The organism is Pantoea deleyi, assembly GCF_022647325.1.
Classification (GTDB): domain Bacteria; phylum Pseudomonadota; class Gammaproteobacteria; order Enterobacterales; family Enterobacteriaceae; genus Pantoea; species Pantoea deleyi.
Map to the genome: position 1 here is coordinate 794,239 of NZ_CP071405.1, position 17,542 is coordinate 811,780.

At 58.7% G+C, this 17,542-nt stretch carries 16 protein-coding genes; 12 read left to right on the forward strand and 4 right to left on the reverse strand.

All coding sequences use genetic code 11. From position 1 onward, the window contains the following. Positions 1-294 precede the first annotated feature (294 nt). From gcvT to J1C59_RS03895, 4 genes are all read left to right on the forward strand, one after another. Positions 295-1,392 (forward strand): glycine cleavage system aminomethyltransferase GcvT, encoded by a 1,098-nt coding sequence (gcvT, locus tag J1C59_RS03880; protein ID WP_128083931.1) that lies wholly within the window; start codon positions 295-297, stop codon positions 1,390-1,392. A gap of 23 nt (positions 1,393-1,415) precedes the next feature. Then, positions 1,416-1,802 (forward strand): glycine cleavage system protein GcvH, encoded by a 387-nt coding sequence (gene gcvH, locus J1C59_RS03885; protein ID WP_128083932.1) that lies wholly within the window; start codon positions 1,416-1,418, stop codon positions 1,800-1,802. 80 nt (positions 1,803-1,882) lie between these two features. Continuing rightward, positions 1,883-4,756, forward strand: coding sequence for an aminomethyl-transferring glycine dehydrogenase (gene gcvP, locus J1C59_RS03890; protein ID WP_128083933.1), 2,874 nt, complete (start codon positions 1,883-1,885; stop codon positions 4,754-4,756). A 59-nt stretch (positions 4,757-4,815) separates the two neighbouring features. Beyond that, a complete protein-coding gene (locus J1C59_RS03895) occupies positions 4,816-5,559 on the forward strand; it encodes an SDR family oxidoreductase (RefSeq protein ID WP_128083934.1) in 744 nt (247 codons plus the stop codon). Between the two features lie 24 nt (positions 5,560-5,583). Here J1C59_RS03895 and J1C59_RS03900 read toward each other — a convergent pair whose 3' ends face one another. Together J1C59_RS03900 and J1C59_RS03905 are read right to left on the reverse strand one after the other, a co-directional pair. Next, entirely contained in the window at positions 5,584-7,023 is a 1,440-nt protein-coding gene (locus J1C59_RS03900; protein WP_128083935.1) for a 6-phospho-beta-glucosidase, read from the reverse strand. A 115-nt stretch (positions 7,024-7,138) separates the two neighbouring features. After that, positions 7,139-7,855 (reverse strand): MurR/RpiR family transcriptional regulator, encoded by a 717-nt coding sequence (locus J1C59_RS03905; protein WP_128083936.1) that lies wholly within the window; start codon positions 7,853-7,855, stop codon positions 7,139-7,141. A gap of 166 nt (positions 7,856-8,021) precedes the next feature. Here J1C59_RS03905 and trhA point away from each other — a divergent pair, with 166 nt between their 5' ends. Continuing rightward, complete coding sequence (gene trhA, locus J1C59_RS03910; RefSeq protein ID WP_128083937.1) at positions 8,022-8,687, forward strand: PAQR family membrane homeostasis protein TrhA; 666 nt, start codon at positions 8,022-8,024, stop codon at positions 8,685-8,687. Between the two features lie 63 nt (positions 8,688-8,750). Here trhA and ygfZ read toward each other — a convergent pair whose 3' ends face one another. Then, complete coding sequence (gene ygfZ / locus J1C59_RS03915) at positions 8,751-9,737, reverse strand: tRNA-modifying protein YgfZ (protein ID WP_128083938.1); 987 nt, start codon at positions 9,735-9,737, stop codon at positions 8,751-8,753. A 226-nt stretch (positions 9,738-9,963) separates the two neighbouring features. On the opposite strand from ygfZ, the gene sdhE reads away from it, so the two are divergent. After that, a complete protein-coding gene (sdhE, locus tag J1C59_RS03920) occupies positions 9,964-10,230 on the forward strand; it encodes an FAD assembly factor SdhE (protein ID WP_128083939.1) in 267 nt (88 codons plus the stop codon). Continuing rightward, positions 10,205-10,612: a protein YgfX gene (locus tag J1C59_RS03925; RefSeq protein ID WP_128083940.1), complete on the forward strand. Its 408-nt coding sequence runs from the start codon at positions 10,205-10,207 to the stop codon at positions 10,610-10,612. Before sdhE ends, J1C59_RS03925 begins: the two co-directional genes overlap by 26 nt. A gap of 63 nt (positions 10,613-10,675) precedes the next feature. Here the strand turns inward: J1C59_RS03925 and fldB are convergent, their stop codons facing one another. Further along, positions 10,676-11,194 (reverse strand): flavodoxin FldB, encoded by a 519-nt coding sequence (gene fldB, locus J1C59_RS03930; protein WP_128083941.1) that lies wholly within the window; start codon positions 11,192-11,194, stop codon positions 10,676-10,678. Positions 11,195-11,296: 102 nt separating this feature from the next. Between fldB and xerD the strand changes: the two genes are divergently transcribed. The 5 genes from xerD to lysS all read left to right on the forward strand — a co-directional run bounded on the left by xerD (position 11,297) and on the right by lysS (position 17,521). Then, the gene (gene xerD, locus J1C59_RS03935; RefSeq protein WP_128083942.1) at positions 11,297-12,190 is read left to right on the forward strand and encodes a site-specific tyrosine recombinase XerD; all 894 of its coding nucleotides are present in this window, start codon (positions 11,297-11,299) and stop codon (positions 12,188-12,190) included. A 21-nt stretch (positions 12,191-12,211) separates the two neighbouring features. Beyond that, the gene (gene dsbC, locus J1C59_RS03940) at positions 12,212-12,925 is read left to right on the forward strand and encodes a bifunctional protein-disulfide isomerase/oxidoreductase DsbC (protein ID WP_111142221.1); all 714 of its coding nucleotides are present in this window, start codon (positions 12,212-12,214) and stop codon (positions 12,923-12,925) included. Between the two features lie 3 nt (positions 12,926-12,928). Beyond that, positions 12,929-14,665, forward strand: a complete 1,737-nt coding sequence (recJ, locus tag J1C59_RS03945; protein ID WP_128083943.1) for a single-stranded-DNA-specific exonuclease RecJ — start codon at positions 12,929-12,931, stop codon at positions 14,663-14,665. Between the two features lie 227 nt (positions 14,666-14,892). After that, positions 14,893-15,991, forward strand: a protein-coding gene (gene prfB, locus J1C59_RS03950; RefSeq protein WP_128083944.1) for a peptide chain release factor 2 whose coding sequence is annotated in 2 segments (ribosomal slippage) — positions 14,893-14,967 and positions 14,969-15,991 — 1,098 coding nt in all. Because the reading frame shifts where the segments join, the coding sequence is not laid out codon by codon here. Positions 15,992-16,000: 9 nt separating this feature from the next. Beyond that, positions 16,001-17,521 (forward strand): lysine--tRNA ligase, encoded by a 1,521-nt coding sequence (lysS, locus tag J1C59_RS03955; RefSeq protein WP_128083945.1) that lies wholly within the window; start codon positions 16,001-16,003, stop codon positions 17,519-17,521. The last annotated feature ends 21 nt before the right edge of the window (positions 17,522-17,542 follow it).

Here is a 17,542-nt window from a genome sequence, read left to right on the forward strand (position 1 = left end):
TTTTCATTCCTGACGCTTATGCGCTCGCTATTTTTTTAACATCCCGGACGTCCTCCCGCATAAATTTGCTACGTATATTTAAAATCCCTGCATTTATTGCGCGATTAATCACAAAATTGCAGTTTTTTATCCTGCGGTCGCCCCTTTCTGGTTAGGCTGTGCTTCTGATTTCGCCCCCGGTTTGCTTATGGTTAATCCTCAGATTCGGTGGTAACGTCAGCCGTAAGAGAACGTTTGCGTCGGTGCTGAAATCCGGCGCACTTTTGCACTCACTCGCTTCTGCACAGGATCGTTATGACTCAGCAAACACCTCTGTTTGAACAGCATCAGGCCTGCGGCGCCCGCATGGTGGATTTTCACGGCTGGATGATGCCGCTGCACTATGGCTCGCAGATGGATGAGCATCATGTGGTGCGCACCGACGCCGGCATGTTTGACGTCTCCCACATGACCATTGTCGATCTGACAGGCCCGCGCACCCGCGAATTCCTGCGTTATCTGCTGGCAAACGATGTGGCAAAACTGACGCAGCCGGGCAAAGCGCTCTATACCGGCATGCTGAATGCCTCGGGTGGCGTCATTGACGATTTAATTGTTTACTTTATGAGCGAGACGTTTTTCCGGCTGGTGGTGAACTCCGCGACCCGCGAAAAAGATCTCGCCTGGATCGCGCAGCACGCCGAAGGCTATGGCATTACGCTGACCGAACGCGATGACCTGGCGCTGATCGCCGTGCAGGGGCCGCAGGCGCAGCAGAAAGCTCAGACGCTGTTCACCGCGGCGCAGCGCGAGGCTGTGGCGGGCATGAAGCCCTTCTTCGGTGTGGCGTCGGGCGATCTGTTTATCGCCACCACCGGCTATACCGGTGAAGCGGGCTATGAGATTGCCTTACCCGCTGCGGAAGCGGCCGGATTCTGGCAGCGTCTGCTGGCCGCGGGCGTCAGGCCTGCCGGACTGGGCGCGCGCGACACGCTGCGCCTGGAGGCGGGTATGAACCTCTATGGTCAGGAGATGGATGAAAGCGTCTCCCCGCTGGCCGCCAACATGGGCTGGACCCTCAGCTGGGAACCCACCGATCGCGATTTTATCGGCCGGGAAGCGCTGGAAGTGCAGCGCGAACGGGGTACCGACAAGCTGGTCGGGCTGATCCTCAGGGAAAAAGGGGTGCTGCGTAACGGCCTGCCGGTGCGCTTCACCGATAGTCAGGGGCAGTTGCAGGAGGGGATCATCACCAGTGGCTCTTTCTCACCGACACTGGGTTGCAGCATCGCCCTGGCGCGCGTACCGGCCAGCGTCGGCAGCAGCGCCATCGTTGAGATCCGTAACCGCCAGATGCCGGTCCAGGTAACCCGTCCCGTTTTTGTCCGCGCCGGTAAACCGGTCGCTCAGTAAATTTTATTCAGGAGAAATGGCCAATGAGCAATGTGCCAAATACGTTGAAGTACCGTGACAGCCACGAGTGGGTGCGTAAAGAAGCCGACGGCAGCTACACCGTCGGCATCACGGAACATGCGCAGGAGTTACTGGGCGACATGGTGTTCGTCGACCTGCCGGAAGTGGGCGCGACCTTTGCCGCGGGTGAAGAGTGCGCGGTTGCCGAGTCCGTTAAGGCTGCCTCAGACATCTATGCGCCGATCAGCGGTGAAGTGGTCGCGGTCAATGACGCGCTGACCGACTCCCCTGAGCAGGTCAACAGCGAGCCGTATGACGGCGGCTGGTTATTTAAACTCAAAGCCAGCGACGAATCGGAAATCGACGCGCTGCTGGATGCAGATGCTTATAAAGCCTCTATCGACGAGTAGTCGTCAGGCGGCCTCGCCGCGAGGCCGCAGATTTCTGTTTGATTTCCGGTTCCCCCAGCCCGATTCAGGATTTACTGCTAATGACTCAGACTCTCAGCCAGCTTGAACACAACGGTGCCTTCATCGAGCGCCATATTGGTCCTTCACCTGAGCAGCAGGCGCAAATGCTCGACGCCATCGGCGCCCGTTCGCTGGAGGCGCTGATCGGTACGATTGTGCCGGCAGACATTCAGCTGCCCGGCCCGCCTGCGGTGGGCGATGCCGTCACAGAACAGCAGGCGCTGGCGGAGCTGAAAGCGATTGCCAGTCAGAACCTGCGCTACAAATCCTGGATTGGGATGGGATACAGCGCGGTGATCACGCCACCGGTGATCCTGCGTAACATGCTGGAGAATCCGGGCTGGTACACGGCTTATACTCCCTATCAGCCGGAAGTTTCACAGGGCCGACTGGAAGCGCTGCTGAACTTCCAGCAACTGACGCTGGACCTCACCGGCATGGATATCGCCTCGGCCTCTCTGCTGGATGAGGCGACCGCTGCGGCGGAAGCGATGGCGATGGCAAAACGCGTCAGCAAGCTCAAAAACGCCAACAAATTCTTTATCGCCGATGATATTCATCCGCAGACGCTGGATGTGGTCCGCACCCGTGCGGAGACCTTTGGTTTTGAACTGATCGTCGATCGCGCAGAAAAGGCGGTTGAGCATGACGACCTGTTTGGTGTGCTGCTGCAACAGGTCGGCACCACCGGCGATGCGCACGATTACAGCGCGCTGATCGGCGACCTGAAAGCGCGCAAAGTGGTCGTAAGTATGGCGGCGGACTTTATGTCGCTGGTCTTACTGGAGGCTCCGGGCAGGCAGGGCGCAGACATCGTCTTTGGTTCAGCCCAGCGTTTTGGCGTGCCAATGGGCTACGGCGGCCCGCACGCAGCCTTCTTCGCCAGCCGCGATGAGCATAAGCGTTCTATGCCTGGCCGTATCATCGGCGTATCGCGCGATGCCGCGGGCAACACTGCGCTGCGTATGGCGATGCAGACCCGCGAACAGCATATCCGCCGTGAAAAGGCTAACTCCAACATCTGTACCTCACAGGTGCTGCTCGCCAACATCGCCGGTCTCTATGCGGTGTTCCATGGCCCGGCGGGTCTGAAACGCATCGCCTCGCGCATTCATCGCTTCACCAGCATTCTGGCGGCGGGACTGCAGCAGGGCGGCCTGAAGCTGCGCCATCAGCACTGGTTCGACACGCTGACGGTCGACGTGGCGGATAAAGCCGCCGTGCTGAATCGTGCGCTGAGCTTTGGTGTGAACCTGCGCAGCGACATCCACAACGCCGTCGGCATCACGCTGGATGAAACCACCTGCCGTGACGATATCCTGGCGCTGTTCGAGATTCTGCTGGGCGATGATCACGGTCAGAATCTGGACGCGCTCGACAGCGACGTCGCCCGCGCAGGCCATGCGATTCCGGCGGGGCTGCAGCGCCAGAGTGAGATCCTGACCCATCCGGTATTCAACCGTCATCACAGTGAAACCGAGATGATGCGCTACATGCACAGCCTGGAGAAAAAGGATCTGGCGCTGAACCAGGCGATGATCCCGCTTGGCTCCTGCACCATGAAGCTCAACGCCGCCGCCGAGATGATCCCGATCACCTGGCCGGAATTTGCGGAGCTGCATCCGTTCTGCCCGGCTGAGCAGGCCACCGGCTATCTGCAGATGATCGGCCAGCTTTCGCAGTGGCTGGTACAGCTCACCGGCTATGATGCGCTCTGTATGCAGCCTAACTCCGGCGCGCAGGGTGAATATGCCGGGCTGCTGGCAATCCGTCGTTATCACGAAAGCCGTGGCGAGGGCGATCGCCACCTCTGCCTGATCCCGAGTTCGGCGCACGGCACCAACCCGGCGTCCGCGCAGATGGCGGGCATGGACGTGGTGGTGGTGGCCTGTGATAAGCAGGGCAACATCGACCTGAACGATCTGCGTGAAAAAGCGGCGCAGGCGGGCGATAAGCTCTCCTGCATTATGGTGACGTACCCGTCTACGCACGGCGTCTATGAAGAGACGATTCGTGAAGTGTGCCAGATTGTGCATCAGCATGGCGGCCAGGTTTATCTGGATGGCGCGAACATGAACGCCCAGGTCGGCATCACCACGCCGGGCTACATCGGCGCGGACGTCTCGCACCTGAACCTGCATAAAACCTTCTGCATCCCGCACGGCGGTGGCGGTCCGGGCATGGGGCCGATTGGTGTGAAAGCGCACCTCGCGCCTTTTGTACCGGGACACAGCGTCGTGCAGATCGACGATATCCTGACGCAGCAGGGGGCCGTCTCCGCAGCGCCGTTTGGCAGCGCCTCTATCCTGCCAATCAGCTGGATGTACATCCGTATGATGGGCGCAGAGGGGCTGAAACAGGCGAGTTCGGTGGCGATCCTGAACGCCAACTACATCGCCAGCCGCCTGAAATCGGCGTATCCGGTGCTCTATACCGGGCGTGACGGGCGCGTGGCGCACGAATGTATTCTCGACATCCGTCCGCTGAAAGAGCAGACCGGTATCAGTGAGCTGGATATTGCGAAGCGCCTGATCGATTACGGCTTCCACGCACCGACCATGTCGTTCCCGGTTGCCGGTACCCTGATGGTCGAGCCGACAGAGTCAGAGAGCAAAATCGAGCTGGACCGCTTTATCGACGCGATGCTGGCTATCCGTATGGAGATCGATCGGGTGGCCGCAGGGGAGTGGCCGCTGGACGACAACCCGCTGGTGAATGCGCCGCATACCCAGCTGGAAATCGTCAGTGAGTGGTCACACCCTTACAGCCGTGAACTGGCGGTCTTCCCGGCAGGCAGCCATAACAAATACTGGCCGACGGTAAAACGTCTGGATGATGTCTTTGGTGACCGTAACCTGTTCTGCGCCTGTGTGCCGATGAGCGACTATCAGTAGCGCGGAGAGTAATACCCCACCGGGCCGATTTATCGGCCCTTTTTTTTCGGAGAAGCAGCATGAAACTGGCACTGGTGACGGGCGGCAGTCGGGGCATCGGACGCGCCACGGCGCGGTTACTGGCCGCGCGGGGATACCGGGTTGCGGTGAACTATCGTCAGCGTGAAGAGGAGGCCCGGCAGGTGGTGGCGCAGATTCAGCAGCAGGGCGGTGACGCCTTTGCGATCCGGGCAGACATCAGCGATGAAGCGGAGGTGATGGCGCTGTTTGCGCAGCTCGACCAGCAGCCGGAACCGCTGACGTTGCTGGTCAACAACGCCGGAATTCTGTTTCAGCAGTGCCGCACCGAAGATCTGGCGGCGGCGCGTCTGCAAAAGGTCTTTGCCACGAACGTTATCGGAACCTTTCTCTGCTGCCGCGAGGCGGTGAAGCGGATGGGTACTCATCATGGGGGGCAGGGCGGGGCCATCGTCAATGTCTCATCGGCCGCCTCCCGTACGGGTGCGCCGGGCGAATATGTTGACTACGCCGCGTCAAAAGGGGCGATGGATACGCTGACGCGCGGATTGTCACTGGAAGTGGCGCAGCAGGGGATTCGGGTGAACGGCGTCCGGCCGGGGTTCATCTATACAGAGATGCATGCCGATGGCGGTGAGCCAGGCCGGGTGGATCGGCTCGCCAGCGCGATCCCGATGGGACGCGGCGGCGAAGCCGAAGAGGTGGCGGAAGCGATCGTCTGGCTGGCCAGCGAGGCGGCCTCTTACATTACCGGCAGCATCATTGACGCTGCCGGGGGCCGTTAATCCGCGCAGCCCGCCGGCGGCGGATTAGAGGTTTTCGCCGTTGCTGGCGATAACCTGCTGATACCAGCCGAAGCTCTTCTTCTTTGCACGGGAGAAATCGCCGCTGCCATCATCGTTTTTATTCACATGAATAAAGCCGTAACGCTTGTCGTACTGACCGGTGGTGAAAGAGACACAGTCCAGACAGCCCCACGGCGTGTAACCCATCAGGTCGACGCCATCCCAGGTCACGGCTTTCTTCATCTCTTCGATATGCGCACGCAGATAGTCGATGCGGTAGTCATCTTCGATCACGCCCTCGGCGTTGGGCTTATCGATAGCCCCAAAGCCGTTTTCCACGATGAACAGCGGCTTCTGATAGCGCTCATAGAGGTCGTTCAGGACATAGCGCAGACCCACCGGGTCAATCTGCCAGCCCCAGTCTGAGGCTTTCACATGCGGGTTCTTCACCACACCCTCAAAGCCGGTGATGGGATCGTCAACACCGCTGGCATCGGTCTTCACGGCATTACTCATGTAATAGCTGAAGCCCACATAGTCTGCACATCCTTCACGCAGCGTGCTGGCATCGTCAGCTTCCATCTGAATCTCATACCCTTTGCGCGCCCACTCTTTCAGGGTGTACGCCGGGTAGGCACCGCGCATCTGCACGTCACTGAAGACATAACGCTGATGCATCGCTTCCTGAGCCAGCACCACATCATCCGGATGACAGGAGAAGGGGTAGACCGGCACCATGGCGATCATGCAGCCAATCTTAAACTCAGGGTTGATAGCGTGGCCGAGTTTCACTACGCGCGCACTGGCAACAAACTGATGGTGCATCACCTGATACATCGCCTGTTCCGGCTTCTCATGCTCGGTGAAGATCACACCTGAGCAGCAGTAGCCAAACAGCGGATACTGCCAGTTGCGCTGGTTGTTGATCTCGTTAAAGGTCATCCAGTACTTCACTTTGTGCTTATAGCGGTTCAGCACCACTTCGCTGAAGCGCACAAAGAAGTCGACCACTTTACGGTTGTGCCAGCCGCCATACTCTTTTACCAGGTGATAGGGCATCTCGAAGTGCGAAAGGGTGATGACCGGTTCAATGCCATACTTCAGCAGTTCATCGAACAGGTCGTCATAAAACTGCAGGCCGGCTTCGTTGGGCTGCTGCTCATCGCCGTTGGGGAAGATGCGGGTCCAGGCAATGGAAGTGCGGAAACATCTGAAGCCCATCTCGGCAAACAGCGCGACATCCTGCTTATAGTGGGAATAAAACTCCACGCCCTGATGGTTCGGATAGAAGTGGCCGGGCTGCACGCCATCGGTGATCACCCGATCCACGCCATGTGACCCGCCGGTCAGGACATCAGCAATGCTCACACCTTTGCCACCCTGATCCCAGCCGCCTTCGACCTGATGCGCGGCAACGGCACCGCCCCAGAGAAAGCCCTTTGGTAACTGCAATTCTGCACTCATGCGCGACTCCATTCCGGATAGTGAAATTGAGCTGAGTGTAGCAAGGCAATAAAGAAAGTCACGCTATAACACCGGGCCTGAAATGGCGTTTGTTACATCTGAAAAACAGGCTGTTTTATTTTCCCAGCTGACGGCCGATCGCTTCGATAATATAGGTGACCGGCACCTGTGTCGTGATATCGCAGTGGTCCGCCGTGCGGATAATAGGGACGTGATAGCAGAGCGAAAAATCCCCCAGTCTGGCCAGCGAGCAGCTTTCCGTGTTGGTAATAGCCACGATTTTGCACTTATTCTGGCTGAACTGGCTGGCAATGCGCAGGATCTCTGCGGTTTCTCCGGACACCGAAAGCATAATCGCCACCGCATTCTCATAGAGATCGGGCGTGACCGGATAATAGGGATCGTCAATCGCGTGGCTGAATTTTCCAAGATTAGAGAAAAAACGTGCGCCATATTTCGCCAGGCTGCCGGAGGTGCCGACGCCAATAAAGAAGACCTGCTCCGCCTGATTAATCTTCCGTGCAACCTGCGCAATCAGTTCCTCAAATTCGGGATTATTAATACTTTTAAAAAAGCTCAGCATGTCGCTGACGCCCGCCGTGTTGAGCAGCGGCGGACTCTTCTCGTTTAAGCGCAGGCGGATACGGAACTCTGACCAGCCTTCACAGCCCATTCTGCGGCAGAAACGCAGCACGGTGGTGGTGGAGACCCCCGTCTGCTCAGCCAGTTCGCGAATGGTCATATAGCTGACGCTTTCACGGTGCTTAATGATGAACTGATAGACCTGCATTTCCAGATCGTTAAGGCGGGCGAGATCGCGATGCGAGAACATGAATGACTCGTTGAACAGTTGACCGGCGGTTAGTTTATCAGATTTGGCGTGCGGTTCGGGCGCAGAGAATCACATCAGAAATTTTTAGCGTACAGCTGTACACTGAAATAATTGTTGGTTACGCTGCAGAGCGTGACCTCGTGCTACTGCTGTTCAGGAAATGGAAATGACCACGACGCTCTCTCATAAAATCCGGCCCGCTGCGGGCGACTGGTTCGCAGAAGAAATTGCCAACAGTATCAGTCACGGTCTTGGCTGCCTTTCCGGCATTGTCGGGCTGGTGCTGATGCTCCATCAGGCCGCTGAAAGGCAGGCGGATACGCTGACGTTTATCAGTTACAGCCTCTATGGCGGCAGCATGATCCTGCTGTTTCTGGCCTCGACGCTCTACCACGCGATCCCTGATGGCCCGGTCAGGCCCTGGCTGAAAAAGCTGGATCACTGCGCCATCTATCTGCTGATCGCCGGTACCTACACGCCGTTCCTGCTGGTCGGTCTGCGGACGCCGCTGGCCTACGGATTGATGGCGGTCATCTGGCTGCTGGCGCTGGCAGGCGTGCTGTTCAAGCTCACGATAGCCGAGCGTTTTAAGGCGCTCTCGCTGGTGACCTATCTCTGCATGGGGTGGCTGTCGCTGATTGTGGTTTATCAGCTGGCGATGATCCTGCCGCCGGGCTGCGTCTGGCTGCTGGCGGCGGGCGGGATTGTCTATTCGCTGGGGGTGATTTTCTATGTGGCGCGGCGTATTCCCTATAATCACGCCATCTGGCATGGATTTGTGCTGGGCGGCAGCCTCTGCCATTTCTGCGCGATCTACTTCTATGTACGCTGATCTCGGCCTGTCCGGCTGAGCAGGGCTGGCCCTCTCGCAGAGGGAGAGGGCCAGCGGGGCGGATCAGCCTTCATCCAGCGAGTAGGGCAGCGGCTGAATGGTCAGATGGCCGCTCTCATCCCCTTCGACCCGCAGCACGCTATCCGGCTCCAGATCGTTGTTCAGCACCACCTGAACCCAGCTGGTGCCGTCATCTAACTGCACCGCGGCCAGCACGCTGCCGGTACGACGCCAGCGATCGCCCATCTGCAGCTCCAGTGCGCCATTCGCCTCAGGCAGATGGCTCGCCTGACCCGCCAGCCAGTAAAGCGCGCGTTTGTTGGCGCCGCGATATTTGGCCCTGGCGACCATCTCCTGACCGGCATAGCAGCCCTTTTTGAAGCTGATGGCATCCAGCGCCTGCAGGTTTGTGGCCTGCGGAATAAACTGGACGCTGGTGGCCGGGTCGATCACCGGAATCCCCGCTTCAATATCCAGCGCCAGCCACTGCTGACTGTCGTTGAACTGTGCATCGTCGTTGAGCGTCTGCTTCAGCGTCTCCGCCACGGCCTGCGAGGTGACAATCAGGAAGCGTTCGGCCGGATGTGCGAACCAGAGCAGCGTGGTCTCTCCCTGCTGCACCACCGGTTTTTCGCTGTCGGGCAGGCTTTCAAACAGACTGGTCAGCGCGGCGCGAACCTGAAAACCGGCCACGCCCAGCAGCACTGACTCATCGTCGGCGACCATCGTTACTTTCGAAAAGACCGCATATTTCTTTAACTCGGCCAGCTGGGTGTCGCGCAGTGCACGGCGGATCAGATAGGCATAGCCCTCTCCGCGATGGAACAGGCGCAGGCTGCTCCACATCTTGCCTTTGGCATCGCAGTGCGCGGCGGGCGAGTGGTGGTCAGCATCCAGGGCTGCGACATCCAGCGTCAGCTGACCCTGCAGGTAGGCGGTGCTGTCGGCACCGGTGATGGAAACCAGTGCCCAGTTATCCAGCGACATCAGGGTTAACGGCAGACGGGACGACGCGGCAGGCTGGCGCGGCGGTAAAGTAAAAGTGGGCATGGAGATATCCTGTGTAAGAAGGTTCATCCGGAACATTGTCTTCAATGTTAAAAGAGCCGACTGGCAATGCAACCTGTTTACGGAAAACGGCGCACAAAAGGCGTGATAACCCTGAAAAGATCCGGCCTGAAATGTGGCAGGTTGCACAGCGTATGACGCCGCGCCTGCGAGCCGGATTAAACCAGGTTACACTAGGCGCCACGTTGTGAACTGTGGAAACTGATGCATGGATATTAATGATAAATCACGTATTCAGTGGGCCTGCCGTCGCGGCATGCTGGAGCTGGATGTGGCGATTATGCCGTTCTTCAAATTTGAGTATGACACGCTGAGCGACACCGATAAGCGGGTATTTGTGGCCCTGCTGAAGAGTGATGATCCCGATCTGTTTAACTGGCTGATGAATCACGGTGAGCCAAAAGATCCTGAGCTTAAGCGGATGGTGAACCTGATCCAGCAGCGCAACCATGAACGCGGCCCCGTGGCAATGTGAGTTACGACCCTCCCGGCTGGCGTATGGATTGCTGTGCGCCGGGCTGGCAGCCGCGGTCACGGGCACAGCGCTGCTGACGCTGCCGGTCGGGGAGGGGCTGTTCAACGGGGCGGTGATGCTGCTGTTGCTGGCCGAAGGCTGGCAAAGCTACCGGCGGCTGACGCAGCGGCGCGGCGTGCTGCAGCGGGAAAGCGTGCACTGCTGGATCTGGCAGGGAAAGCGCTTCCGGCCTGTGCAGCCACTGCGCTGGTTGCCGATCGGCGTACTGCTGGTGGCGAAGAATGAGCAGGGCGAAGTCCTGCGCTGGTGGCTGATGCAGGACAGCATGCAGCCTGGCGAATGGCGGGCATTACGCGCCTGCTGCTTTAGCAAGGCGCAATAGTAAAGGCCGTCTGGCGGGCAGAGAGTGATGATCTTTCAGCCGCCCGCGTCCGGCAGCGGGGCGCTACAGCAGCCCGGCGGTTTCGGTCAGCACCTGTTCGCACCACTGCTCTACGCGCTCATCGGTGATCTCAAACTGATTCACATCATCCAGTGCCAGACCCACAAACTGTGAGCCATCGGCACTCAGCGGTTTCGGGCTGGTGAACTCATAGCCTTCAAGCGGCCAGTAACCCACGAAACGCACGCCCATCGGCTTCAGCAGATCGTGCAGCATACCGAGCGCATCTAAAAACCACTCGCCATAACCAATCTGATCGCCCATGCCATACAGCGCGACGATCTTGTTCTGCAGGTTCAGCGCGGGAAGTTGTGTCCAGATCGCCTCCCAGTCCTCCTGCAGCTCACCGAAATCCCAGGTCGGGATGCCCATGATCAGCAAATCGTACTGCTCCATCAGGCGCGGATCATCATCTTTGACGTTGTGCAGCGTCACTAACTCTTCGCCAATGAAATCGCGAATTTTCTCCGCTACGATTTCGGTGTAACAGGTACTGGAACCGTAAAAAAGACCGATTTTCATGCAGATAACACTCTGTAAAGACTGACTCTGGCGCAATTGTACCAGAAGCGCTGCTGAATCAGGCATAATGAGCATGATTTTACACCAGACGGCGGAGTTAACGTGCAGGACAGCGAACTGACAGAACAGTTTCTCGATGCGCTCTGGATTGAACGCAATCTGGCGCAGAACACGCTCGCCTCCTATCGTCAGGATCTGCAGACGCTGACCGGCTGGCTGGCGCATCACGGGCTGACACTTCTCAGCGTGACGCCGCTGGATCTGCAGCAGTTTCTGGCCGAACGGCTGGAGGGCGGCTACAAGGCGACCAGCTCAGCGCGTCTGCTGAGCGCGATGCGTCGCCTGTTTCAGTATCTTTACCGCGAAAAGCTGCGCCCGGACGATCCCAGCGCGCTGCTTTCTGCGCCGAAACTGCCACAGCGGCTGCCGAAAGATCTCACTGAGGCGCAGGTTGAGCGTCTGCTGCAGGCGCCCGATACCACTATTCCGCTGGAACTGCGCGACAAGGCGATGCTGGAACTGCTCTACGCCACCGGCCTGCGCGTCTCCGAGCTGACCGGCCTGACGCTCAGCGATATCAGCCTGCGCCAGGGCGTCGTCCGCGTCATCGGTAAAGGGGATAAGGAGCGCCTGGTGCCTTTAGGTGAAGAAGCGGTTTACTGGCTGGAGCAATATATGGAACATGGTCGTCCGTGGCTGCTTAATGGCCAGACGCTGGACGTGATGTTTCCCAGCAACCGGGCGCAGCAGATGACGCGGCAGACCTTCTGGCACCGCATCAAGCATTACGCCACGCTGGCGGGCATCGACAGCGAAAAGTTATCGCCGCATGTGATGCGCCATGCCTTTGCGACCCATCTGCTGAACCACGGCGCCGATCTGCGTGTCGTACAGATGCTGCTGGGACACAGCGATCTCTCTACTACCCAGATTTATACGCACGTTGCGACTGAACGCCTGCGTCAGTTGCATCAACAACACCATCCGCGGGCCTGAACCGCGGCGATAAGGACAAAAATGAACAAGCATTTTGCGATGCTGGCCCTGTTAGCCAGCGCCTTTTCCGGTCTGGCCCATGCCGATGACAGCGCCATTCAGCAATCACTTAAAAAACTCGGTCTGAACCAGACTGAAATCAGCCCGTCGCCGCTGCCCGGTTTCAAAACCGTGCTTTCGGAAAGCGGCGTGCTCTACGTCACCGATGACGGCAAGCATATGATTCAGGGCCCGCTCTATGACGTCAGCGGCAAACAGCCGGTCAACGTCACAAACCAGCTGCTGGACAAAAAGGTAGAGGCGCTGGTGCCGGAAATGATCGTTTATAAAGCGCCGAAAGAGCAGCATGTGATTACGGTCTTTACCGACATCACCTGCGGCTACTGCCACAAGCTGCACGAGCAGATGGCCGACTACAACGCGCTGGGCATTACCGTGCGCTACCTGGCGTTCCCGCGTGAAGGTCTGAACGGTCAGATTGAACCGGCGATGAAGGCGATCTGGTGCAGCGCTGACCGCAACAAGGCGTTCGATGAGGCGATGAAAGGCAATGCGCCGAAGATGGCCGCCCCGGACAGCTGCAAAATCGACATTGCGCAGCACTACAAACTGGGTGTGCTGTTTGGCATCCAGGGCACCCCGGCGATGCTCACGGACACCGGCATGATGATCCCAGGCTATCAGTCGCCGCAGGAGCTGAAGCAGGTGCTCGACAATCAGAAGCGTGGTGGGTAATCGGTGGTAAAACAGGACGTGGAACTCCGTCGCCGTGAGGTGACGGTCGACGATGCGCTACCGGCAAGCCTGCCGCCGCTGCTGAAACGACTCTATCTGCAACGCGGCGTGCGTGACGCCGCGGAGCTGGAGCGTGGCGCCAGAAATCTGCTGCCGTTTCAGTCCCTGAGCGGCATCGATAACGCGGTGGCACTGCTGCATGAGGCGCTGCTGGATGGACGCCGCATTATGGTGGTGGGCGACTTCGATGCCGATGGCGCAACCAGTACCGCGCTGACGGTGATGGCGCTGCGCAGCATGGGCGGCAGCAATGTGCAGTATCTGGTGCCCAACCGTTTTGAAGATGGCTATGGCCTCAGCCCGGAAGTGGTTGAGCAGGCGCGCGCGCGCGGTGCCGCGATGATCCTGACGGTCGACAATGGCATCTCCTCTCACGCCGGGGTTGAGTGCGCGCATCAGTACGGCATTCCGGTTCTGATTACCGACCACCATCTGCCGGGCGAAACGCTGCCCGCCGCCGAGGCGATCGTCAATCCCAATCTGCCTGACTGCGACTTCCCCTCGCGCGCCCTCGCCGGCGTGGGCGTCGCCTTCTATCTGATGCTGGCTCTGCGCGCCCACTTACGCACCCTGGGCTGGTTTGGTGCCACCCGCGCGGAACCTAATCTGGCGGAGATGCTGGATCTGGTGGCGCTCGGTACGGTCGCCGATGTGGTGCCGCTTGACGTGAATAACCGCATTCTGGTGTGGCAGGGACTCAGCCGGATTCGGGCCGGGAAATGCCGGCCCGGCATCCGCGCGCTGCTGGAGATTGCTAATCGCGATGCCCGCCAGTTAGCGGCCAGCGATCTCGGGTTTGCGCTGGGACCCCGGCTCAACGCTGCCGGCCGCCTTGACGACATGTCGGTGGGCGTGGCGCTGTTGATGACGGACGATCTCAGCCAGGCGCGGATGCTGGCCAGCGAGCTGGATGCGCTTAACCAGACCCGGAAAGAGATCGAGCAGGGGATGCAGAGCGAAGCGCTGGCGCTGTGTCAGGCGCTGGAGCGTGAACAGCGCGATCTGCCGCTGGGTCTGGCCTTCTATCATCCCGAATGGCATCAGGGCGTGGTGGGGATCCTCGCGTCACGCCTGAAAGAGCGTTTTCACCGCCCGGTGATCGCCTTTGCGCCAGCGGGCGATGGTACGCTGAAAGGCTCGGGCCGTTCGATTGCCGGTCTGCACCTGCGCGATGCGCTGGAGCGTCTGGATACGCTGAACCCTGGCCTGATGCTGAAGTTTGGCGGTCATGCGATGGCGGCAGGCCTCTCGCTGGAGACCGAACGCTACGAGGAGTTTCGTCAGCGCTTTGCCGAACTGGTGGGCGAGTGGCTGGATGGCGAATCCCTGCAGGGCATTATCTGGTCAGATGGCGCGCTGCAGCCGCAGGAGTTCTCGCTGCAGACGGCGGAGATGCTGCGTGAAGCCGGTCCCTGGGGCCAGGCCTTCCCGGAACCGGCGTTCGACGGCAAATTTAAGCTGCTGCAGCAGCGGCTGGTGGGCGAGCGGCATCTCAAAGTGATGGTCGAGCCGCTGGATGGCGGGCCGCTAATCGACGGTATCGCCTTTAACGTCGATACCACGCTGTGGCCCGACAGCAGCGTCCGCCAGGTCGAACTCGCCTATAAGCTGGATATCAATGAGTATCGCGGCAACCGCTCGGTGCAGCTGATCATCGATCATCTCCGGCCGCTGAACTGAGTCTGCCGGACGCGCGTCAGCGGAAATCGCCGACGCGCGTCCGGCCGGTTACCCTCTCTTAGCCGCCGCGAATAGCAGCAGGGCATCATTATTGGGTGCCAGATGGGACAGGTCACGCCACCCCCCGCATCAGCCCGCTGTCTCAGCGCTACAATCTGCCGACAGTTTCGGGTAAACTTGGACGTTAATTTTCCTGTCCCATCGAACATAAGAAAGACGCCAAAGCCATGTTTGAAATCAACCCGGTCAAAAACCGTATTCAGGACCTCAGTGAGCGCAGCGACGTTCTTCGGGGGTATCTTTGACTACGATGCCAAGAAAGAACGCCTCGAAGAAGTAAACGCGGAGCTGGAACAGCCCGATGTCTGGAACGAGCCTGAGCGAGCGCAGGCGCTGGGCAAAGAGCGCTCCTCGCTGGAAGCGATCGTACAGACGCTGGAGCAGATGTCTCAGGGTCTGGAAGATGTGCAGGGCCTGCTTGAGCTGGCCGTTGAAGCGGAAGATGAAGAGACCTTCAACGAAGCCGTGGCCGAGCTGGATGTTCTCGAGAGCAAGCTGGGCGAGCTGGAATTCCGCCGCATGTTCTCCGGCCAGTATGACAGCGCCGACTGCTATATCGATCTGCAGGCCGGTTCCGGCGGCACCGAAGCGCAGGACTGGGCCAGCATGCTGATGCGTATGTATCTGCGCTGGGCAGAAGCCAAAGGCTTCAAAACCGAAATTATCGAAGAGTCTGAAGGTGAAGTCGCGGGCATCAAATCTGTGACCATTCGCGTATCAGGCGACTACGCCTTTGGCTGGTTACGGACCGAAACGGGCGTGCATCGCCTGGTGCGTAAGAGCCCGTTCGACTCCGGCGGCCGTCGTCACACCTCCTTCAGTTCCGCCTTTATCTATCCGGAAGTGGATGACGATATCGACATCGACATCAACCCGGCCGACCTGCGCATTGACGTTTACCGCGCCTCCGGTGCGGGTGGTCAGCACGTTAACCGGACAGAATCTGCGGTGCGTATTACCCATATTCCAACCGGCACCGTAACCCAGTGTCAGAACGATCGCTCTCAGCACAAGAATAAAGATCAGGCGATGAAGCAGATGAAAGCGAAGCTGTACGAGCTTGAGATGCAGAAGAAAAATGCTGAGAAACAGGCGCTGGAGGACAACAAGTCCGACATCGGTTGGGGAAGTCAGATCCGTTCTTACGTTCTCGATGATGCACGCATCAAAGATCTGCGCACCGGCGTAGAAACACGTAACACCCAGGCGGTGCTGGACGGCGATCTGGATCGATTCATTGAAGCTAGTTTAAAAGCAGGGTTATAAGGAACCGACATGTCTGAACAAGAACCGCAGAGCGCAGATGCCGCCGTAGAGTTAAATAACGAACTGAAAACGCGTCGCGAAAAGCTGAGCGCACTGCGTGCAAACGGTGTGGCGTTCCCTAACGATTTCCGTCGCGACAGCCTCTCTGGTCAGCTGCATGAGCGTTACGACGAGAAGAGCAACGAAGAGCTGGAAGATCTCGGGATCGAAGTCAGCGTTGCCGGGCGCATGATGACCCGTCGTATCATGGGGAAAGCCTCTTTCGTGACCCTGCAGGATGTCGGTGGCCGCATTCAGCTCTACGTTGCCCGTGACGATCTGGCGGAAGGTATCTACAACGAGCAGTTCAAGAAGTGGGACCTCGGCGATATTCTCGGCGCACGCGGCAAACTGTTCAAAACCAAAACCGGCGAACTGTCGATTCACTGTTCTGAACTGCGTCTGCTGACCAAAGCCCTTCGTCCGCTGCCAGACAAGTTCCACGGCCTGGCCGATCAGGAAACCCGTTATCGTCAGCGTTACCTCGATCTCATCGCCAACGATGAATCGCGCAACACCTTCAAAATTCGTTCGCAGATCATGGCGGGTATCCGTCAGTTCATGGTGGGCCGCGACTTTATGGAAGTGGAAACCCCGATGATGCAGGTGATCCCGGGCGGCGCGTCTGCGCGTCCTTTCATCACCCATCACAACGCGCTGGATATCGATATGTATCTGCGTATTGCACCGGAGCTTTACCTGAAGCGTCTGGTGGTGGGCGGATTCGATCGCGTGTTCGAGATCAACCGTAACTTCCGTAACGAAGGCATTTCGCCGCGCCATAACCCTGAGTTCACCATGATGGAACTCTATATGGCCTACGCGGATTACAAAGATCTGATCGAACTGACCGAAAGTCTGTTCCGTACCCTGGCGCAGGATGTACTGGGCAGCACGGTCGTGCCTTACGGCGAGCAGGAGTTTGACTTCGGTAAGCCGTTTGAAAAACTGACCATGCGCGAAGCGATTAAGAAATATCGTCCGGAAACGGACCTGGCCGATCTGGACGATTTCGACAAAGCGGTAGCGATTGCTGAGTCACTGCATATCAAAGTCGAGAAGAGCTGGGGCCTGGGCCGCGTCGTCACGGAGATCTTCGAAGAGACGGCAGAAGCGCATCTGATCCAGCCGACCTTCATCACCGAGTATCCGGCGGAGGTCTCTCCGCTGGCGCGTCGTAACGATGTGAACCCTGAAATCACCGATCGCTTTGAGTTCTTTATTGGGGGCCGCGAAATCGGTAACGGCTTCTCCGAGCTGAACGATGCCGAAGATCAGGCGGAACGTTTCCTGCAGCAGGTGAATGCCAAAGATGCGGGTGACGACGAAGCGATGTTCTACGACGAAGACTATGTGACCGCGCTGGAACATGGTCTGCCGCCAACGGCGGGTCTGGGGATCGGGATTGACCGCATGGTGATGCTGTTTACCAACAGCCACACCATCCGCGACGTGATCCTGTTCCCTGCACTGCGTCCGGGCAGCAAGTAATCGTTAAGCGTCAGCTAAAGG

Excerpts from the sequence above, each read along its gene's own strand:
- J1C59_RS03925 (WP_128083940.1), top strand. The coding sequence starts at position 10,205 with ATGAACGCGGCCCCGTGGCAATGTGAGTTACGACCCTCCCGGCTGGCG.
- J1C59_RS03905 (WP_128083936.1), bottom strand. The coding sequence starts at position 7,855 with ATGTTCTCGCATCGCGATCTCGCCCGCCTTAACGATCTGGAAATGCAG.
- sdhE (WP_128083939.1), top strand. The coding sequence starts at position 9,964 with ATGGATATTAATGATAAATCACGTATTCAGTGGGCCTGCCGTCGCGGC.
- lysS (WP_128083945.1), top strand. The coding sequence starts at position 16,001 with ATGTCTGAACAAGAACCGCAGAGCGCAGATGCCGCCGTAGAGTTAAAT.
- ygfZ (WP_128083938.1), bottom strand. The coding sequence starts at position 9,737 with ATGCCCACTTTTACTTTACCGCCGCGCCAGCCTGCCGCGTCGTCCCGT.
- gcvT (WP_128083931.1), top strand. The coding sequence starts at position 295 with ATGACTCAGCAAACACCTCTGTTTGAACAGCATCAGGCCTGCGGCGCC.
- trhA (WP_128083937.1), top strand. The coding sequence starts at position 8,022 with ATGACCACGACGCTCTCTCATAAAATCCGGCCCGCTGCGGGCGACTGG.
- gcvP (WP_128083933.1), top strand. The coding sequence starts at position 1,883 with ATGACTCAGACTCTCAGCCAGCTTGAACACAACGGTGCCTTCATCGAG.
- fldB (WP_128083941.1), bottom strand. The coding sequence starts at position 11,194 with ATGAAAATCGGTCTTTTTTACGGTTCCAGTACCTGTTACACCGAAATC.
- gcvH (WP_128083932.1), top strand. The coding sequence starts at position 1,416 with ATGAGCAATGTGCCAAATACGTTGAAGTACCGTGACAGCCACGAGTGG.
- J1C59_RS03900 (WP_128083935.1), bottom strand. The coding sequence starts at position 7,023 with ATGAGTGCAGAATTGCAGTTACCAAAGGGCTTTCTCTGGGGCGGTGCC.
- J1C59_RS03895 (WP_128083934.1), top strand. The coding sequence starts at position 4,816 with ATGAAACTGGCACTGGTGACGGGCGGCAGTCGGGGCATCGGACGCGCC.
- dsbC (WP_111142221.1), top strand. The coding sequence starts at position 12,212 with ATGAACAAGCATTTTGCGATGCTGGCCCTGTTAGCCAGCGCCTTTTCC.